The 17,722-nt window shown below is 63.0% G+C and carries 12 protein-coding genes; 1 reads left to right on the top strand and 11 read right to left on the bottom strand.

Annotation, left to right across the window (positions count from 1 at the left end):
- Positions 1–72 precede the first annotated feature (72 nt).
- From VVD47_RS14735 to VVD47_RS14685, 11 genes are all read right to left on the bottom strand, one after another.
- Positions 73–1,557 carry a glutamate synthase subunit beta gene (locus tag VVD47_RS14735; protein ID WP_327604244.1) on the bottom strand — a complete coding sequence of 495 codons (1,485 nt, stop codon included), beginning with the start codon at positions 1,555–1,557 and terminating at the stop codon, positions 73–75.
- A gap of 38 nt (positions 1,558–1,595) precedes the next feature.
- Positions 1,596–6,299 carry a glutamate synthase-related protein gene (locus VVD47_RS14730; RefSeq protein ID WP_327604243.1) on the bottom strand — a complete coding sequence of 1,568 codons (4,704 nt, stop codon included), beginning with the start codon at positions 6,297–6,299 and terminating at the stop codon, positions 1,596–1,598.
- Positions 6,300–6,686: 387 nt separating this feature from the next.
- On the bottom strand, positions 6,687–7,394 hold the full coding sequence (locus VVD47_RS14725) for a transposase (protein ID WP_327604242.1): 708 nt from the start codon (positions 7,392–7,394) through the stop codon (positions 6,687–6,689).
- Between the two features lie 7 nt (positions 7,395–7,401).
- Entirely contained in the window at positions 7,402–8,523 is a 1,122-nt protein-coding gene (locus VVD47_RS14720) for a deoxyguanosinetriphosphate triphosphohydrolase (protein ID WP_327604241.1), read from the bottom strand.
- Between the two features lies 1 nt (position 8,524).
- Positions 8,525–9,625 (bottom strand): 3-dehydroquinate synthase, encoded by a 1,101-nt coding sequence (gene aroB / locus VVD47_RS14715; RefSeq protein ID WP_327604240.1) that lies wholly within the window; start codon positions 9,623–9,625, stop codon positions 8,525–8,527.
- Positions 9,595–10,128 (bottom strand): shikimate kinase, encoded by a 534-nt coding sequence (locus VVD47_RS14710; protein WP_327604239.1) that lies wholly within the window; start codon positions 10,126–10,128, stop codon positions 9,595–9,597. The genes aroB and VVD47_RS14710 overlap by 31 nt, the downstream gene beginning before the upstream one ends.
- A 56-nt stretch (positions 10,129–10,184) precedes the next feature.
- The gene (pilQ, locus tag VVD47_RS14705; protein WP_327604238.1) at positions 10,185–12,320 is read right to left on the bottom strand and encodes a type IV pilus secretin PilQ; all 2,136 of its coding nucleotides are present in this window, start codon (positions 12,318–12,320) and stop codon (positions 10,185–10,187) included.
- Entirely contained in the window at positions 12,317–12,847 is a 531-nt protein-coding gene (locus tag VVD47_RS14700) for a pilus assembly protein PilP (protein ID WP_327604237.1), read from the bottom strand. Before VVD47_RS14700 ends, pilQ begins: the two co-directional genes overlap by 4 nt.
- A complete protein-coding gene (locus tag VVD47_RS14695) occupies positions 12,844–13,500 on the bottom strand; it encodes a type 4a pilus biogenesis protein PilO (RefSeq protein WP_327604236.1) in 657 nt (218 codons plus the stop codon). The genes VVD47_RS14700 and VVD47_RS14695 overlap by 4 nt, the downstream gene beginning before the upstream one ends.
- A complete protein-coding gene (locus VVD47_RS14690; RefSeq protein ID WP_327604235.1) occupies positions 13,497–14,108 on the bottom strand; it encodes a PilN domain-containing protein in 612 nt (203 codons plus the stop codon). Before VVD47_RS14690 ends, VVD47_RS14695 begins: the two co-directional genes overlap by 4 nt.
- Positions 14,105–15,184: a pilus assembly protein PilM gene (locus tag VVD47_RS14685; protein WP_327604234.1), complete on the bottom strand. Its 1,080-nt coding sequence runs from the start codon at positions 15,182–15,184 to the stop codon at positions 14,105–14,107. Before VVD47_RS14685 ends, VVD47_RS14690 begins: the two co-directional genes overlap by 4 nt.
- A gap of 178 nt (positions 15,185–15,362) precedes the next feature.
- Here VVD47_RS14685 and VVD47_RS14680 point away from each other — a divergent pair, with 178 nt between their 5' ends.
- Positions 15,363–17,681, top strand: coding sequence for a penicillin-binding protein 1A (locus tag VVD47_RS14680; RefSeq protein ID WP_327604233.1), 2,319 nt, complete (start codon positions 15,363–15,365; stop codon positions 17,679–17,681).
- The last annotated feature ends 41 nt before the right edge of the window (positions 17,682–17,722 follow it).

Below are 17,722 nucleotides of genomic sequence, written 5' to 3'. Positions count from 1 at the left end.
CCCTCGCCCAAGCGGGCCGGTCGGCCCGCGTGCCCCACACTCGCCCACCTGGGTGGGCGATCCGCGTGCAACTTAACGGGGAAGGACGCTGGATCCCATCAGGAAGGCGTCGACCTCACGAGCGGCCTGACGGCCCTCGCGGATCGCCCACACCACCAGCGACTGGCCACGACGCGTGTCACCGGCGGCGAACACCTTCGGCACGTTGGTGGCATAGCAACCGGGGCCGTCGGTGGTGGCCTTGGCGTTGCCACGCGCATCCTTCTCCACGCCGAAGCCGTCCAGCAGGCTGGCCACCGGGTTGGTGAAGCCCATCGCGAAGAACACGAGGTCGGCCGGCAGCTCCTTCTCGGAGCCGGGCACTTCGCTCATCTTCATCTGGCCGGTCTTCTCGTCGCGCTTCCACTCGACGCGGGCGGTCACCAGCGACTTGACCTTGCCGTTCTCGCCGCGGAATTCCTTGGTGGTGATCGACCAGTCGCGGTCGCAGCCTTCCTCGTGCGACGAGGATGTGCGCAGCTTGGTCGGCCAGTACGGCCACACCAGCGACTTGTTTTCCTTCTCCGGCGGCTGCGGCATCAGTTCGAACTGGGTGACGCTGGTCGCACCGTGGCGGTTGGACGTGCCCACGCAGTCGGAGCCGGTGTCGCCACCGCCGATGACGATGACGTGCTTGCCGGTGGCCTTGATCTGGTCCGGCACCTTATCACCCGCGTTCACCTTGTTCTGCTGCGGCAGGAACTCCATCGCGAAGTGCACGCCTTCCAGTTCGCGGCCGGGAATCGGCAGGTCGCGCGGCACTTCGCTGCCGCCGGTGATCAGCACGGCGTCGAAGTCCTTCATCAGCTGCTTGGGGCTGATCTTGCTCTTGGCATCGTTGCCGACGCCCTTGGGCAGGTCCGCATCACCGATGTAGGTGCTGGTCTTGAAGGTGATGCCTTCGGCTTCCATCTGCTGCACGCGGCGATCGATGTGCGACTTCTCCATCTTGAAGTCGGGGATGCCGTAACGCAGCAGGCCGCCGATGCGGTCGCGCTTCTCGAACACCGTCACGTCATGGCCGACGCGCGCCAGTTGCTGGGCAGCAGCCATGCCGGCGGGGCCGGAACCGACGACGGCGATCTTCTTGCCGGTCTTCTTGGCAGGTGCCTGCGGCAGCACCCAGCCATTGGCCCAGGCCTTGTCGATGATGGCGTGCTCGATCGACTTGATGCCCACCGGCTCGGCGTTGATGCCCAGCGTGCAGGCGGCCTCGCAGGGTGCCGGGCAGATGCGGCCGGTGAACTCCGGGAAGTTGTTGGTGGAGTGCAGGACGGCAATCGCCTCCTGCCAGTTCTGCTTGTAAACGAGATCGTTCCAGTCCGGAATGATGTTGTTCACCGGGCAGCCGTTGTTGCAGAACGGGATGCCGCAGTCCATGCAGCGTGCGCCCTGCAGCTTCGCCGCCTCGTCGGTCAGCGTCAGCACGAACTCCTTGTAGTGCTTCTTGCGTGCCGTCGGTTCTTCGTACTGCTCGTCCTGGCGTTCGAACTCAAGAAAGCCGGTTACCTTTCCCATTTCAATCTTTCCTCAATCAGTTTCGTTCGCGACGGCAATCAGGCGGTGGCGGTTTCGGACTTGGCGCGTGCAGCGACGGCCAGTTCCTTCAGCGCACGGCGGTATTCCTTCGGCATGACCTTCACGAAGGCGCGGCGGGACACGTCCCACTTCTCCAGCAGCGCCTTGGCGCGCAGGCTGCCGGTGTAGCGGAAGTGGTTCTCGATGAAGCGCTTGAGCACCGCTTCATCGGTTTCACCCTTGCCGCCACGGCTCACCGCATGCCAGATGTCGCGATCGACCTTCTCGGTCTGCTCGGCGGTCGTGAGCACCGGCTCCAGATCCACCATCGAGGTGTTGCACTTCTTCGCGAACAGGCCGTCCGGGTCATACACGAAGGCCACGCCACCCGACATGCCGGCGGCGAAGTTGCGGCCGGTGTCACCCAGCACGATGACGGTGCCACCGGTCATGTACTCGCAACCGTGGTCGCCCGTGCCTTCCACCACCGCAGTGGCGCCGGAGTTGCGCACGCAGAAGCGCTCGCCGCCCACGCCGTTGAGGTAGGCCTCACCGGCGATGGCACCGAACAGCACGGTGTTGCCGGCGATGATGTGCTCCGGGCCGAAGCCGCGGAAGTCGTTCGGGCAGCGCACGATGATGCGGCCACCGGACAGGCCCTTGCCGACGTAGTCGTTGCCCTCGCCCACCAGGTCCAGCGTGATGCCGTGCGCCAGGAAGGCGCCGAAGCTCTGGCCGGCGGTGCCGGTGAGCTGCACGTGGATGGTGTCGTCGGGCAGGCCGGCGAAGCCGTACTTCTTGGCGACCTCGCCCGACAGCATGGCGCCGACGGTGCGGTTGATGTTCTTCACCGGCTGGATGAAAGAGACGCGCTCGCCCTTTTCCAGCGCCGACTTCGACTTGGCGATCAGCTGGTGATCCAGCGCCTTGTCGAGGCCGTGATCCTGCGTAGCGGTGACGCGCATCGGCGAGTCGACCTGCGGCACGTAGAAGATCTTGCTGAAGTCCAGGCCTTGCGCCTTCCAGTGGGCGACGGCCTTCTTCTTGTCCAGCAGTTCGGCGCGACCGATGAGGTCCTCGAACTTGCGCACGCCCAGTTGCGCCATGATCTCGCGCACTTCCTCGGCGATGAAGAAGAAGAAGTTCACCACGTGTTCCGGCTGGCCCTGGAAGCGCTGGCGCAGCACCGGGTCCTGCGTGGCCACGCCCACCGGGCAGGTGTTGAGGTGGCACTTGCGCATCATGATGCAACCTTCGACCACCAGCGGCGCGGTGGCGAAGCCCATCTCGTCGGCGCCCAGCAGCGCGGCGATGACGACGTCACGGCCGGTCTTCATCTGGCCGTCGGCCTGCACCACGATGCGGTCGCGCAGACCGTTGATCATCAGGGTCTGCTGCGTCTCGGCGAGACCCAGCTCCCACGGCGAACCGGCGTGCTTGATGGAGGACAGCGGCGAAGCGCCGGTACCACCGTCGTGACCGGCGATCACCACGTGATCGGCCTTGCACTTGGCGACGCCCGCGGCCACGGTGCCGACGCCCACTTCGGACACCAGCTTCACCGAAATGTCGGCCTTCGGATTGACGTTCTTCAGGTCATGGATCAGCTGCGCCAGATCCTCGATCGAGTAGATGTCGTGGTGCGGCGGCGGCGAGATCAAGCCCACACCTGGCACCGAGAAGCGCAGCGCGCCGATGTACTCGGACACCTTGCCGCCGGGCAGCTGGCCGCCTTCGCCGGGCTTGGCACCCTGCGCCATCTTGATCTGGATCTGGTCGGCGGAGGTCAGGTACTCGGTGGTCACACCGAAGCGGCCGGATGCCACCTGCTTGATCTTCGAACGCAGGGAGTCACCTTCCTGCAGCACCACGTCGCGCTCGATGCGGTCCTTGCCGATGATGCCGGCCAGGGTCTCGCCCTTCTTGATGAAGATGCCCTTCATCTCGTTCTTGTAGCGCGCTGGGTCCTCGCCGCCTTCACCGGTGTTCGACTTGCCGCCGATACGGTTCATGGCGATGGCCAGCGTGGCGTGCGCCTCTGTCGAGATCGAGCCCAGCGACATGGCACCGGTGGCGAAGCGTTTGACGATCTCCTTGGCGGATTCCACTTCGTCCAGCGGCACGGCGGCGGCCGGGTCGAACTTGAATTCGAACAGGCCGCGCAGCGTCATGTGGCGCACGCTCTGATCGTTGATGATCTGGGCGTACTCCTTGTAGGTCTGGAACGAACCGGCGCGCGTCGAGTGCTGAAGCTTGGCGATCGCATCCGGCGTCCACATGTGCTCTTCGCCGCGGATGCGGAAGGCATACTCGCCACCGGCATCCAGCGCGTTGGACAGCACCGGGTCGGCACCGAAGGCGTCGGCGTGCAGGCGCAGGGCTTCCTCGGCCACCTCGAAGATGCCGATGCCCTGCACGTTGGACGGCGTGCCGGCGAAGTACTTGTCGATGAGGTCGCGGTTGAGGCCGATGGCTTCGAAGATCTGCGCGCCGCAGTAGGACATGTAGGTCGAGATGCCCATCTTGGACATGACCTTGTTCAGGCCCTTGTTCACCGCCTTGATGAAGTTCTTGATCGCCTTGTCTGCGCCGAGGTCGGCCGGCATGCCCTTGGCGAGATCACGCAGCGTCTCCATGGCGAGGTAGGGGTGCACTGCCTCGGCGCCGTAGCCGGCGAGCAGGGCGAAGTGGTGCACTTCGCGCGCCGAACCGGTTTCCACCACCAGGCCGGTGGAGGTACGCAGGCCCTTGCTCACCAGGTGCTGGTGCACCGCCGAGGTGGCCAGCAGCGCCGGGATGGCGACGTTGTCGGCACTGATCTGGCGGTCCGACACGATGAGGATGTTGTAGCCGGAGCGCACGGCGTCCTCGGCCTGCGCGCACAGCGCGGCGATGCGTGCCTCGACGCCGTCCTTGCCCCAGGCGACCGGGTAGCAGATGTCCAGTTCGAAGGACTTGAACTTGTTGTCGGTGTACGAATCGATGTGGCGGATCTTCGCCATGTCCTTGAAGTCCAGCACCGGCTGGGACACTTCGAGGCGCATCGGCGGGTTGATGTTGTTCAGGTCCAGCAGGTTCGGCTTGGGGCCGATGAAGGACACGGTAGACATCACCAGCGCTTCGCGGATCGGATCGATCGGCGGGTTGGTCACCTGCGCAAACAACTGCTTGAAGTAGTTGTACAGCGACTTGTTCTTGTTGGACATGACCGCCAGCGGCGAGTCGTTGCCCATGGAGCCGATAGCCTCTTCTGCACCGGTGGCCATCGGGGCCATCAGGAACTTGGTGTCTTCCTGCGTGTAGCCGAAGGCCTGCTGCAGGTCGAGCAGCGGCGCCTTGAGCGCCACCTGCGGCTCGGGACCGTCCACCTCGTCCAGCTTCACCTGGATGCGGCTGATCCACTCGCGGTAGGGCTTGGCGTTGGCGAGCGCGTCCTTCACTTCCTTGTCGTCGATGATGCGGCCGGCTTCCATGTCGATGAGGAACATCTTGCCCGGCTGCAGGCGCCACTTCTTGACGATCTTGCTCTCCGGCACCGGCAGCACGCCGGACTCGGAGGCCATGATGACGATGTCGTCATCGGTCACCAGGTAGCGCGCCGGACGCAGGCCGTTGCGGTCCAGCGTGGCGCCGATCTGGCGACCGTCGGTGAAGGCGATGGCGGCGGGGCCGTCCCACGGCTCCATCATCGCGGCGTGGTACTCGTAGAACGCGCGACGGTTCTCGTCCATCAGCTCGTGCTGCTCCCAGGCCTCCGGGATCATCATCATCGCGGCCTGCGACAACGGGTAGCCGGCCATCACCAGCAACTCGATGCAGTTGTCGAAGGTGGCCGTGTCGGACTGGCCGGCGTAGGCGATGGGGAACAGCTTCTTGAGATCCTCACCCAGCACGGCGGACTTCATGACGCCTTCGCGGGCGCGCAGCCAGTTGTAGTTGCCCTTCACCGTGTTGATTTCGCCGTTGTGGGCGACCATGCGGTACGGGTGGGCCAGCGGCCATTCGGGGAAGGTGTTGGTCGAGAAGCGCTGGTGCACCAGGGCGAGCGCGGACACGCAGCGGGCGTCGGCGAGGTCCTTGTAGTACACACCCACCTGGTTGGCGAGCAGCAGGCCCTTGTAGATGACGGTGCGCGCCGACATCGACGGCACGTAGTACTCCTTGCCGTGCTTCAGCTTGAGTTGCTGGATGGCGTGGCTGGCCATCTTGCGGATGACATACAGCTTGCGCTCCAGCGCCTCGGTAACCATCACGTCCGGGCCGCGACCGATGAATATCTGGCGGATCACCGGCTCCTTGGCGCGCACGCGCGGCGACATCGGCATGTCCGCGTCGACCGGCACATCGCGCCAGCCCAGTACGACCTGGCCTTCGGCGCGCACGGCACGCTCCAGCTCCTGTTCGCAGGCCAGGCGGGAGGCGTGCTCCTTCGGCAGGAAGATCATGCCGACGCCATACTCGCCCTGCGGCGGCAGCTTGACGCCTTGCTTGGCGAGTTCTTCGCGGTAGAACTGGTCAGGGATCTGGATCAGGATGCCGGCACCGTCACCCATCAGCGGGTCGGCACCCACGGCGCCACGGTGGTCGATGTTCTCCAGGATCTTCAGGCCGCCCTGAACGATGTCGTGGCTCTTCTTGCCCTTGATGTGGGCGACGAAGCCGACGCCGCAGGCATCGTGTTCGTTGGCGGGGTCGTAGAGGCCCTGGGCTACAGGTCCCTGGCGTTCGATTCGATCTTGCATGTCGCGCTCTTGCATGTCGGCGGCTCCGTTGAGGCCGGATAAGGGCCAAACTCTGGCGCGGCAGGGGACACGAACGGAACGCAGGGCGGCGAAGCGAGGGTTCCGAACGGCCCGTCGAGACGGGTCAGATCAGGACGAGCCTGTGACCCAATAACCACGCCACCATCAGGGCTTGAACTATAGGCCCGTGGAAAACCCGCTACAAGCACAATAAAACGGGGTCAGAGTAAATTACTTATGGCGCACCGTTTCAATGCAGCAAAATATGGGGACAGAGTTAAATTGGTGCAGTTTGATGCGTAGGGTCCTGATTTGCCGAGGCTGTGCCCGAATGCCACCCGTTGCGCCTTCGGCTGGGAATGCCTGGAGGCGGGTTTTGCGTTGTCGCTAGCTGCCGTTGCCGACGTCTTCCGTCCGTCGCGGCCTGCCCTTGGGCAAGGGCTGACTTCGCCGGTTCGGGGGTGGCGTGCCAGAGCGCGAGGCGGGGGGCTCGCCCAGCATCCAGCCACGGTGCGCAGCGTAGCGGATCGCCTCGAGTTCCTGGCGGGGAGAACCCGCATCCAGCATGCGGCGATAAGTCGCCTGCCGTTCGAAGGGCGTATTGCCCAGCGACCAGTACAAAGGGTGGTCGGCAATCAGCGGATCCTGCCCGACGCCGAGGTGATGACCACAACTGGACCAGCCGTAGTGCACCGGGTCGGACACCAGCCCGGCACGCACGGGGTTCAGCTCCAGGTAGCGGTAGCAGGCCAGCAGCCAGGCGGTGGGCTCGACGACGGTAGACCGGTAACGCCCTTCCCACAGGGTTCCGCTGCGCCGATGGCGATCGTTGAAGTAGCGCACGTAGCGGCGGCCGAGACGCTGCATCATCGCGCCGCTGCCGCCTTCGTCCGCGGCCGTCACCAGCAGATGCACGTGGTCCGGCATCAGCACATACGCGTGGAGGGATACCGAGCTTTCGCGCGCGGCTTCGCGCAGATCGGAAAGGTAGCGCTCGTGGTCGGCTTCGTCGTCGAACAGCCGCAGGCGGTCGTTGCCCCGCTGCAGCAACAACTGCGGCATGCCGGGCACGAACAGGCGGGGCAGGCGCGCCACGACGGCCTCAGCTGGCGCCGATAGCGAACAGGCGCTGGTGTTCCTTCATCGCGTAGCGGTCGGTCATGCCCGCGATGTAGTCCGCGATGGCGCGCGGTTTGTCCTCGCGCGCGCGGCTCTGGTACTGCGGCGGCAGCAGGCGCGCATCATCCATGAAGACGCCGAACAGTTCGCTGATGATGCGCTTGGCCTTGGCCATCTCGCGCAACACGCGGTAGTGCCAGTAGAGGTTTTCGCGCAGAAACTGCTTGAGCTGGCGCTGCTCCTGGCGCATCGCGTCGGAGAAGGCCACCAGTGGCGGCGCACGGCGCACATCCTCCAGCGTCTCGACCGCATGGGCAGCGATGTTTGCACGGGTGGTCTCGATGAGATCGATGGCCAGCGCGTTGATCATGCGCCGTACCGTCTCGTGGATCAGGCGGCGCTCGTTGAGGCCGGGATGCAAGGCCTCGACCTCCGAGCTGTGACGCGCAAAGCAGTCGATGCCACGCAACTGGTCCAGCGTGATGAGGCCGGCACGCAGACCGTCATCCACGTCGTGATTGTTGTAGGCAATCTCGTCGGCCAGATTGGTGAGCTGCGCTTCCAGGGACGGCTGCGTCTTGTCGAGAAAGCGCTGGCCAAGCTCACCCAGTAGACGCGCGTTCGGCAGCGAACAATGCTTGAGGATGCCTTCGCGGGTCTCGAAGGTGAGGTTGAGGCCATCGAAACCGGCGTAGTGCTCCTCCAGCAAGTCGACGGTGCGCAGCGACTGCAGGTTGTGCTCGAACCCGCCGGACTCGCGCATGCATTCATTGAGCGCATCCTGCCCCGCGTGGCCGAAGGGCGTATGGCCGAGGTCGTGCGCCAGGGCTACGGCTTCTACCAGGTCTTCGTTGAGCTGCAGGGCACGCGCCAGCGAGCGCGCGATCTGCGCCACCTCGATGCTGTGCGTAAGGCGCGTACGGAACAGGTCGCCCTCGTGATTCACGAAAACCTGCGTCTTGTACTCCAGCCTGCGGAAGGCCGTGGAGTGAATGATGCGGTCTCGGTCGCGCTGGAATTCGCTGCGCGCCGAAGGCGCTGCCTCGCTCACCGCACGGCCACGCGAATTGCCCCCCGATACCGCGTAGTGCGCGAGTGTCTGCATCTCAGGCCTCGCTGCAGGCGCGGATGCTGGCTTCGATGGCAGCGACCGAAGCGCTGTCATGAATCACCGCACGGCCGATCTTTTCCAGGAGGATCAGGCGCAGCTTGCCATCCTCCACCTTCTTGTCGTGACGCATCAGTTCGAGATAGCGCCCGGGGCCGCCGAGGTTCGGCCCCACCACCGGCAGGCCGGCACGCTCGAACAGGCGACGCACACGCTGCACGTCCGCTCCGGTCAACATGCCGAGCCGCGCCGACAGGTCGGCGGCCATCACCGTACCGGCCGCGACGGCCTCGCCGTGCAACCACTCGCCGTAGCCCATGCCGGTCTCGATGGCGTGGCCGAAGGTGTGGCCAAGATTGAGGTGGGCCCGCTCCCCCTGCTCCGTCTCGTCAGCCGCCACCACCGTCGCCTTGATGCGGCAATTCCACTCCACCGCTTCGGCGAGGAGTTCGACATCACGGTCGAGCAGCGCGTCCATGTGTAGCTCCAGCCAGTCGACGCGTGCAGCGTCACGGATGAGCGCGTGCTTGATGACCTCAGCAAGGCCTGCGCGCAGCTCCTCGATCGGCAGCGTCCGCAAGGTCCCGACGTCAGCCAGCACCAGGCGCGGCTGGTAGAACGCGCCGATCATGTTCTTGCCGAGCGGATGATTGATGGCGGTCTTGCCGCCCACCGAAGAGTCCACCTGCGACAACAGCGTGGTCGGAACCTGGATGAACGGCACGCCGCGTTGGTAGGCCGCCGCCGCAAAGCCGGTCATGTCACCGACGACACCACCGCCCAGCGCGATCATCGTGACCGAGCGCTCGCAACGCGCTTCCAGCAAACCGGTGAAGATGAGATTCAGCGTTTCCCAGTTCTTGTGCGCCTCGCCATCCGGCAAGACGATGGGCGTTACCGTCACACCCGCGTCGCGCAAGCTCGCTGACAGCGTTTCGAGGTAAAGCGGCCCCACGACATCGTTGGTGACGATCGCCACGCGAGGCCGTTTCAGGTAAGGGAGGATCAGTTCCGGCTTCGACAGGAGACCATCACCAATACGGATCGGATAAGCGCGGTCGCCCAGCGCTACGTCGAGTGTGCGTACCACTTTTCCCATTCCTTCAGGATCTTCGTTACCGCAAGCTGCGAATTGCCCCGCCCGCCGTCGACGATGAGATCGGCAATCTCGCGATACAAGGGGTCACGCTGTGTGCGCAATTCGGTCAGCCGCCCAAGCGGATCGGCCACCTTCAACAACGGACGGTTGCCGTCGTGTCGGGTGCGCTCGAACAACACCGCAGGCGGCACGTCCAGATAGACAACCCAACCCGACTCGGAAAGTGCCTGCCGATTGGCGGGCGTAACGACCGCACCACCACCGGTGGCCAGCACGATGCCTGCCTCCTGTGTCAGCTCCGCGATCGTCTGCGCTTCACGCTGGCGAAAACCTGCTTCGCCCTCGAGCTCGAAAATCACCGGCACTTTCACGCCCGTGCGCTGCTCGATCTCGTGGTCCGAATCAAGAAAACGGCGCCCTAGGCGCCGTGCGAGCATCCGCCCGATGGTGGTCTTCCCAGACCCCATCAGGCCGATGAGATAGATGTTGCCGTGCTGTATCACCCGCCTATGTTACTGAGCCTGCCGTGAAACCGGCAAGCTCAGCCATCAGATCAGGCTCAGCGCACCAAGGTCTGGTCCGACACGATGCGCGGCGTGATGAATACCAACAGTTCCGTCTTCGTGTCCTGGCGTTCGTTTTCCTTGAACAGATAACCCAGAACCGGAATGTCGCCCAGCAGTGGCACCTTCGCAGTGTTGTTGCGAATATCCTGCTGGAAGATGCCGCCGATCACCACCGTTCCGCCGTTCTCCACCAGCACTTCCGTCTTCACGTGCTTAGTATCGATCGCGTAGCCGATGTCCGGATTATTCAAACGCTCGTTGGGCGTGTCCTTGTTGACATCCAGAGTCATGAAGATCTTGCCATCGGGCGTGATCTGCGGCTTGACCTTCAGCGCCAGCACTGCCTTGCGGAAGGCAACCGAAGTAGCGCCCGAACTGGTGGATTGCTTGTAGGGCAACTCCGTACCCTGCTCGATTGTCGCCTCGGTCTGGTCGGCCGTCATGACGCGAGGACGGGAAACCACCTTGCCGCGCCCATCCGTCTCCAGTGCCGTAACTTCAAGATTCAGGAAGCGCGTAGCTGCACTGTTCCACAACACCAGCGACAGAGCTCCGACGTTCTTGCTCGAAAGACTAGGCGCCGGGTTGTTCCAGGACAACGAGTCATTCAGGAAGTCGGGGACCGTTGAAGTCTGGCCTGTGTGATAACCCGTATCCGCCAGCCCACCACCCACGCGGTAGCGTCCGGCAGCAGAGTCGGTCATGTGCAGTCCGAGGCGCATGCCAATGTTCCGTGCAAAGGCATCGCTGGCCTCGACGATCTGGGCTTCGATCAGAACCTGGCGTACCGGCACATCGATTTCGGTAAGCAAGCGACGGATATCATCCAGCCGAGCGCCAACATCGTTCACAAAAACCTTGTTGGTGCGCTCATCAACCACGACCGATCCGCGCTTGGAAAGGATGGTCTGCTCCTTGTTCTTCATGAAGTCCGAAATCGCGCGAGCCTTGTGATAGTTGATCTGGAAACTCTCGGTCCGCAGAGGCTCGAGATCCTGGATCTGTGACTTTGCTTCCAGCTCGAGCTTTTCACGGGTCGCCAGTTCATCGCTTGGCGCAATCCAGATCACGTTGCCATTCTTGCGCATGTCCAGACCCTTGGCCTGCAGAATGATCTCGAGGGCCTGATCCCACGGAACATCCTTCAAGCGCAGCGTCAGAGCGCCGGTCACCGTATCGCTGGTAATGATGTTGAAGTTGGTGAAGTCAGCGATCACCTGAAGCACGGATCGGACATCAATGTTCTGGAAGTTCAGGGACAGCTTCTCGCCTGCATACTTCACGGCCTTGTTTGCGCTTTGGACAAGCTTCCGCGGATCTTCCTGAACCGACTTGACCTCCAGCACGAACTGATTGTCGCTCTGATAAGCACTGTGCTCCCACAGCCCCTTCGGCGCCACAACGATCCTCACGGCGTTGCCTTGCTGCGTGGTCACGACATCGGTCACAGGCGTACCAAAATCCGTGACGTCGAGGCGGCGCTTGAGGCGGTCCGGCACGGCCGTCTTCAGGAACTCCAGCACGAGATTGCTACCCTGCTGGCGAATATCGATGCCCGTGTTCGAATCAGACAGATCGATCACGAGGCGTGCTTCGCCATCCTTGCCACGACGGAACGCGATGTCGTTGATGCTGTGCTGGTCAGGACCACCTTTCTGCTCGACAAAACGGGCAGTCGTCGTGGCCTCGGGAGACTTGGATGTCGCCGCAGTCAGATTGATGACCACGTCGCGCCCTTCATTCTTCGTCTCGAATGCGAGCGGACGGGTCAGGTTCAGCACCAGACGGGTCCGGTCTGCGACCTGCACCAGATTGGCACTGCGAACATCTCCCTCGTTGAGCGCCTTGGAGCCCGAGCCGGTCGCATTGGAAGTAGCAGGAAAGTCGATCGCAACGCGCGCCGGATTGGAAACACTGAACGTTCCCAGCTGCCCCTCCAGTGGCCGCCGTAGCGTGATGCGAACCGTCACCACGCCCATGTTCTGCTCGGCACGGATCGATTCAATGGCATTGCGGCCTTCAGCCGCGGCAGGAGTCGCCGGCGCCGGCGACTGAGCAGATGCGCCCGATGCGAACATCACACCTGCTACATACATCAGCGCTGCACACAGTCGAATGGTTCTTGTCATTTCTTGGCCTCCTGCTCCTGCAGTTGCATGGCGGCGACGCGTTCTACCCAGTCGCCGTTGGCGTCTTCAATGAGTTCCTTGATGGATATTTCGGATTCGGAGATCTTCGTGATAACGCCGAAGTTCTGTCCGATGTAGTTGCCGACCCGCACTTGGTGGATGTTCTTGTCGGCCTGAACAAGCGCCACCGGAACACCTTTCATCTGAAGCAGGCCTACCATCCTCATGGTCTCGATCGCATAGAACTCCAAAGGCTCCTTGCGTCGATTCGTGTCCGGACGATTCGCTCCACCACGCCCTTGTGGTTCCAGCTTGGAAGACTGGAACGGATCAAGCATGCTGCCGACGTCATAGGCGACGACGGGAAATGTCTGCAGTTGAGGCAGCGGGGGCACACGGCCGCGCATGGTCGATGCCTCGGTAGCCATCCAGGCCTTCAGGTCGCTGTGCTCTTCGCTTGCGCACGCGCCGAGAAAGACCGGGAGCACCAGACAAAGCAGTAAGCCAGGCTTGCGGTTGAGGATCATTTCTTCTTGTCCTTCTCAGCCTTTTCGCGCCGTTGCTTGGCCACCTCTTCTTCGTCGAGATAGCGATAGGTCACGGCATTGGCCTCCATCTTCAGGCCGCCTTCCTTGTTCTGTTCGATGAACAGATCGCGCAGCGTCACGATGCGCGGCAGTTGCGCCACATCGCTGACGAAGTTGCCGAGGTCGTGATACCCGCCGACGACGCGCATCGCGATGGGCAATTCGGCATAGAACTCCTTCATGCCTTCGGCACCCGGCTTCCAGAGATCAAACTGCAGACCACGCCCTCTACCCGCCTGATTCACCTCGACCAGCAGGCCTTCCATCTCGGTACGGTTCGGCAGCTGTTTCAGCAGGGCGCCAAACTGACGATCAATCTCGGCCAATTGCTTCTTGTACTCATCCAGGTTGACCGCCTGACGTTTCTTGCCGGCCCACTCTTCCTTGAGCTTGGCCTCTTCCTGGCGTTGTTGTTCCAGAGCATCCATCTGGCTGCTCCAGTCGAACCACCAAGCTGCCACCAGGGCTGCGATCAACAGACCGATGAGAACTGCCACGCGCGGTGCAAGCGGCCAGACTCCGGGGTCGTTGGGATCGAGATTGCGGAAATCATCCGCAATCTGACCGAAATTCACTCCGCCCGACAGCTTCATGACTTACCTCCCGCTGCGGCAGGCGCGCTGGCGTCAGTAGCCGGCTTGCCACTCGGATCTTCCAGCACTTGCCGTTCGATCGAAATGTTCAGGTTGAACTCACTGACCCGACGCCGATTGACGTCGGCGGCCTTGATTTCGATGAGTTGCGGGGATTGAAGCGCGGGCGATGCGTCCAGATTGCGCATCAACTGCGACACGCGTGCGTTCGACTGCGCGTAGCCAACCAGATTGATGACACTGCCAGTCTGCTTGATCGACTTGAGGTACACGCCTTCCGGCGTCTGCTTCACAAGCTCGTTGAAGACGTGAACGGTCTCGGCGCGATTGCTCTGCAGCTCCTCGATCACCCGCTTGCGTGACAACAGCGCTTGCGTCTGTTCCCGCAAGCGCTTGATCTCGGCGATGTCGTTGTCCAGCACCGCAATCTCGCGCTTCAGGAAGTCGTTCTTGTTCTGCTGCTGCTCGATGGAGTTGGCGATAAACGTATGCACGACGAAGGCAATTGCCAACGCCAGCAGCATGACAAGCCCGATGAGGGTGTAGAACTCCTGGCGACGCCGCTTGCGGGCTTCTTCCCGGTGCGGCAGGAGGTTGATGCGGATCATGCGTCGAACCTCCTCATTGCCAGGCCACACGCCACCAGCAAGGCCGGCGCGTCACCGGCCAGGCTCTTGGGGCGGATCTTCTGCGACAGCGCCATGCCCACGAAGGGATTGGCCACCTGGGTTGCCACCTGCGTCCGGCTCGACACGGCCTGATCCAGGCCGGGCACCACGGAACAACCACCGCCCAGAATGATCTGGTCGACCTGATTGAACTGGGTGGAGGTGAAGAAGAACTGCAGCGCGCGCGACACTTCCAGCCCCAGGCTGTCCATGAACGGGCGCATCAGGTCGTGTTCGTAGTTTTCGGGCAGCGTGCCGGAGCGCTTCGCGGCTTCAGCCTCTTCCGGGCTCATGCCGTAGTTGCGCGAAATATCCTGCGTCAGCTGGTTGCCGCCGAAAGCCTGATCGCGCGAGTACAACACGTTGTCGTCGCGCATGATGGTGACCTTCATCGCCGTTGCACCGGCATCGACCATCGCGACGATCTTGCCCTTGCCGCCATCAGGCAGGCGCTGGCGGATCAGGTCGAAGGCCGCCTGCGCCGCAAACGCATCGACGTCCATCACTATGGCCTTGAGGCCCGCGGCTTCCGCGGCGGCGACGCGATCCTCGACCTTTTCCTTCCGGGAGGCGGCGATCATCACTTCGACTTCGTCCGGACTGCCGGGCATGGGGCCAATCACTTCGAAGTCGAGGTTCACTTCCTCGATAGCGAAGGGAATGTACTGGTTGGCCTCGGACTCGACCTGCACTTCCATCTCAAGCTCGCGCAAGCCGGCGGGCAACGCAATCTTCTTGGAAATGACGGCGGAGGCAGGCAACGCCAGGGCGACGTTACGGGTGCTGGAACCCAAACGCTTCCATGCGCGTCGAACGGACTCAGCAACCCCTTCCAGGCTCGCAATGTTTCCGTCCGTCACCGCATCACGCGGCAAAGGTTCGATGGCATACCGTTCCAACCGGTACTGGTTGGCGGCCGCTGCGGACAACTCGACCATCTTGACTGCCGACGAGGAAATATCGAGGCCAATCAAGGGCCGCGCCTTCCCCCCCAGCAGGGCGCTGAAATCAATCACAGTGGAGCCATCCTTTAATTATCGTTTAAAATCCGATAGTTAGGCGCACTAACCACAAATTACTTTAAATCCTAGCAGTAAGCCGTCGAATATGTAAAGCAATTCGACGCCGAACGGCGGCTGGGTCGGGGCCGACGAATGGACCGACCTATAATGGCCAGCCAATCGAAGGAAACCCATGTTCACCCGCTGGCTGACCATTTCTGTTGCTGCCCTGGTCGCACTTGCCCTGCTCGGCACCGCCGCGCTGGGCATTGCTGCCGCCTTTGCCTACCCCAAGCTTCCAACGCTGGAAGCCTTGACCGACTACAAGCCACGCGTGCCGTTGCGGGTATATACCGCGGACGGTGCGCTGATCGGCGAATATGGCGAGGAACGGCGTACTTTCGTCGCTTACCGGGATGTTCCCCCGGATCTGGTCCACGCCATCCTCGCTGCCGAGGACGACCGCTTCTTCGAACACCGTGGTGTCGACTTCGCCGGCCTTACGCGCGCCACACTGCTCAACCTGATGGGGGGAGGCCGTCGCCAGGGCGGCAGCACCATCACCATGCAGGTCGCACGCAATTTCTATCTGAGCCGCGAGAAAACCTTCAATCGCAAACTCTACGAAATCCTGCTTGCACTGAAGATCGAGAAAAGCCTGTCAAAAGAACAGATTCTTGAGGTCTACATCAACCAGATCTACCTCGGGCAACGTGCGTACGGCTTTGCATCGGCCGCCCAGACCTATTACGGCAAGCGCCTCAAAGAGTTAACACTGGCGGAAACCGCGATGCTGGCCGGCCTGCCCAAGGCGCCGTCTGCCTACAACCCTGTCGCCAACCCGGAGCGCGCCAAACTGCGTCAGCACTATGTATTGCGGCGCATGTTCGAACTGAACCAGATCGACGATCGCCATTACGAGCAGGCCCGCGCCGAGCCGCAACGCCTGGTCATCGGACGTTCGGCCACGGCTCGCAGCACGCCCACCGTACACGCCGAGTTCGTCGCCGAAATGGCCCGACAGATGGCGGTCGAACAGTTCAAGGACGAGGCCTATACGCGGGGCATCAAGGTCATCACGACCATCCGCAAGGTTGACCAGCAGGCGGCATACGATGCCCTGCGCAAGAACGCGCTGGATTACGACCGTCGCCATGGCTACCGGGGGGCCGAGGCCTTTGTGGACATGGGTGCGGTCAAGTCCGACCAGGACGAAGCGCTGGAAGACCTGATCGACGACTTCCCCGACCACGGCAATATGTATGCGGCCATCGTGCTCTCCAGCACGCCCAAGGCGCTGCGCGTCTACCTGCGCAACGGCAAGGCCGTCGACATCACCGGTGACGCGCTGAAGTTCGTCGCGGCCATGCGCGCCGACAACGCACCGCCCAACAAGCGCTTGCGCCGCGGCGCGGTCATCCGCGTGGCGGAGGGTGCGAAGGGCGGCTTGATCATCACCCAGCCGCCGGAGGTCGAATCGGCCTTCGTGTCGATGGATCCGAAAACCGGCGCCGTGCGCGCGCTGGTAGGCGGCTACGACTTCAACCGCAACAAGTTCAACCACGTCACGCAGGCCTGGCGCCAGCCGGGCTCCAGCTTCAAGCCGTTCATCTTCTCGGCCGCGGTAGAGAAGGGTTACACGCCGGCGACGATGATGAACGACGCACCCTTGTCCTTCTCGGCGGAAGCCACCGGTAGCCAGGCCTGGACGCCACAGAACTACGACGGCAAGTACGACGGGCCGATGTCCCTGCGCACCGCGCTCGCCAAATCCAAGAACGTGGTGGCCATCAGCCTTCTGCAGGACATCGGCACCGCTTATGCGCAGGACTACGTCACCAGCCGCTTCGGTTTCGATGCCGCGAAGAATCCACCCTATCTCACCATGGCGCTGGGCGCCGGTTCGGTGACGCCCTGGCAGATGCTGGAGGCGTACGGCGTCTTCGCCAACGGCGGTTATCGCGTCGCCCCTTTCGTGGTCAGCGAGATCCGCGACGAGGCCGATCGCGTCGTGGCCCGCTACACCCCGAAGGCAGCCGGCGAGCAGGCCGAACGGGTGCTCGATCCGCGCAACGTCTACCTCATGGACGTGATGATGAAGGACGTTGTGCGCCGGGGCACGGCAGGCAAGGCGATGGCGCTGGGTCGCGGTGACCTCGCCGGCAAGACCGGCACCACCAACGAATATGTAGATGCCTGGTTCTGCGGCTACCAGTCCAGCGTCGTGGCCATCGCGTGGACCGGCTTTGACCAGCCCAAGCGCCTCGGTTCGGGCGAGACGGGCGGCGCGCTGGCCCTGCCGGTATGGATCGGCTACATGGACAAGGTGCTCAAGGGTGTGCCGGAAGAATCCATGCCCATGCCTTCCGGACTCGTTCCGGTGAAGACCGGCGACCAGGACGACCTGATCTACGAGGAGCACATCCCGGCAGTCGTAGAGCCGCCACCCGCACCACCGCCACCGGATGCCGCCGCCCCAACCTCCAACCTTCCGAATCCGCACGCGGACTAGCGCGGCGGCACCGCGTAAGTGAGGTGCGCCGAGTGCGCGAC

It is taken from the genome of Uliginosibacterium sp. H1, assembly GCF_036017065.1.
In the GTDB taxonomy this organism is placed as follows: domain Bacteria; phylum Pseudomonadota; class Gammaproteobacteria; order Burkholderiales; family Rhodocyclaceae; genus Uliginosibacterium.
Note: the sequence above shows the minus strand (reverse complement) of the source record. Positions and strands in the feature narration are given on the sequence as shown.

What these genes read in the sequence shown, in the direction of transcription:
- VVD47_RS14700 (WP_327604237.1), bottom strand. Translation starts at nt 12,847, where the DNA reads ATGATCCTCAACCGCAAGCCTGGCTTACTGCTTTGTCTGGTGCTCCCG.
- VVD47_RS14735 (WP_327604244.1), bottom strand. Translation starts at nt 1,557, where the DNA reads ATGGGAAAGGTAACCGGCTTTCTTGAGTTCGAACGCCAGGACGAGCAG.
- aroB (WP_327604240.1), bottom strand. Translation starts at nt 9,625, where the DNA reads ATGGGAAAAGTGGTACGCACACTCGACGTAGCGCTGGGCGACCGCGCT.
- pilQ (WP_327604238.1), bottom strand. Translation starts at nt 12,320, where the DNA reads ATGACAAGAACCATTCGACTGTGTGCAGCGCTGATGTATGTAGCAGGT.
- VVD47_RS14695 (WP_327604236.1), bottom strand. Translation starts at nt 13,500, where the DNA reads ATGAAGCTGTCGGGCGGAGTGAATTTCGGTCAGATTGCGGATGATTTC.
- VVD47_RS14690 (WP_327604235.1), bottom strand. Translation starts at nt 14,108, where the DNA reads ATGATCCGCATCAACCTCCTGCCGCACCGGGAAGAAGCCCGCAAGCGG.
- VVD47_RS14720 (WP_327604241.1), bottom strand. Translation starts at nt 8,523, where the DNA reads ATGCAGACACTCGCGCACTACGCGGTATCGGGGGGCAATTCGCGTGGC.
- VVD47_RS14680 (WP_327604233.1), top strand. Translation starts at nt 15,363, where the DNA reads ATGTTCACCCGCTGGCTGACCATTTCTGTTGCTGCCCTGGTCGCACTT.
- VVD47_RS14730 (WP_327604243.1), bottom strand. Translation starts at nt 6,299, where the DNA reads ATGCAAGATCGAATCGAACGCCAGGGACCTGTAGCCCAGGGCCTCTAC.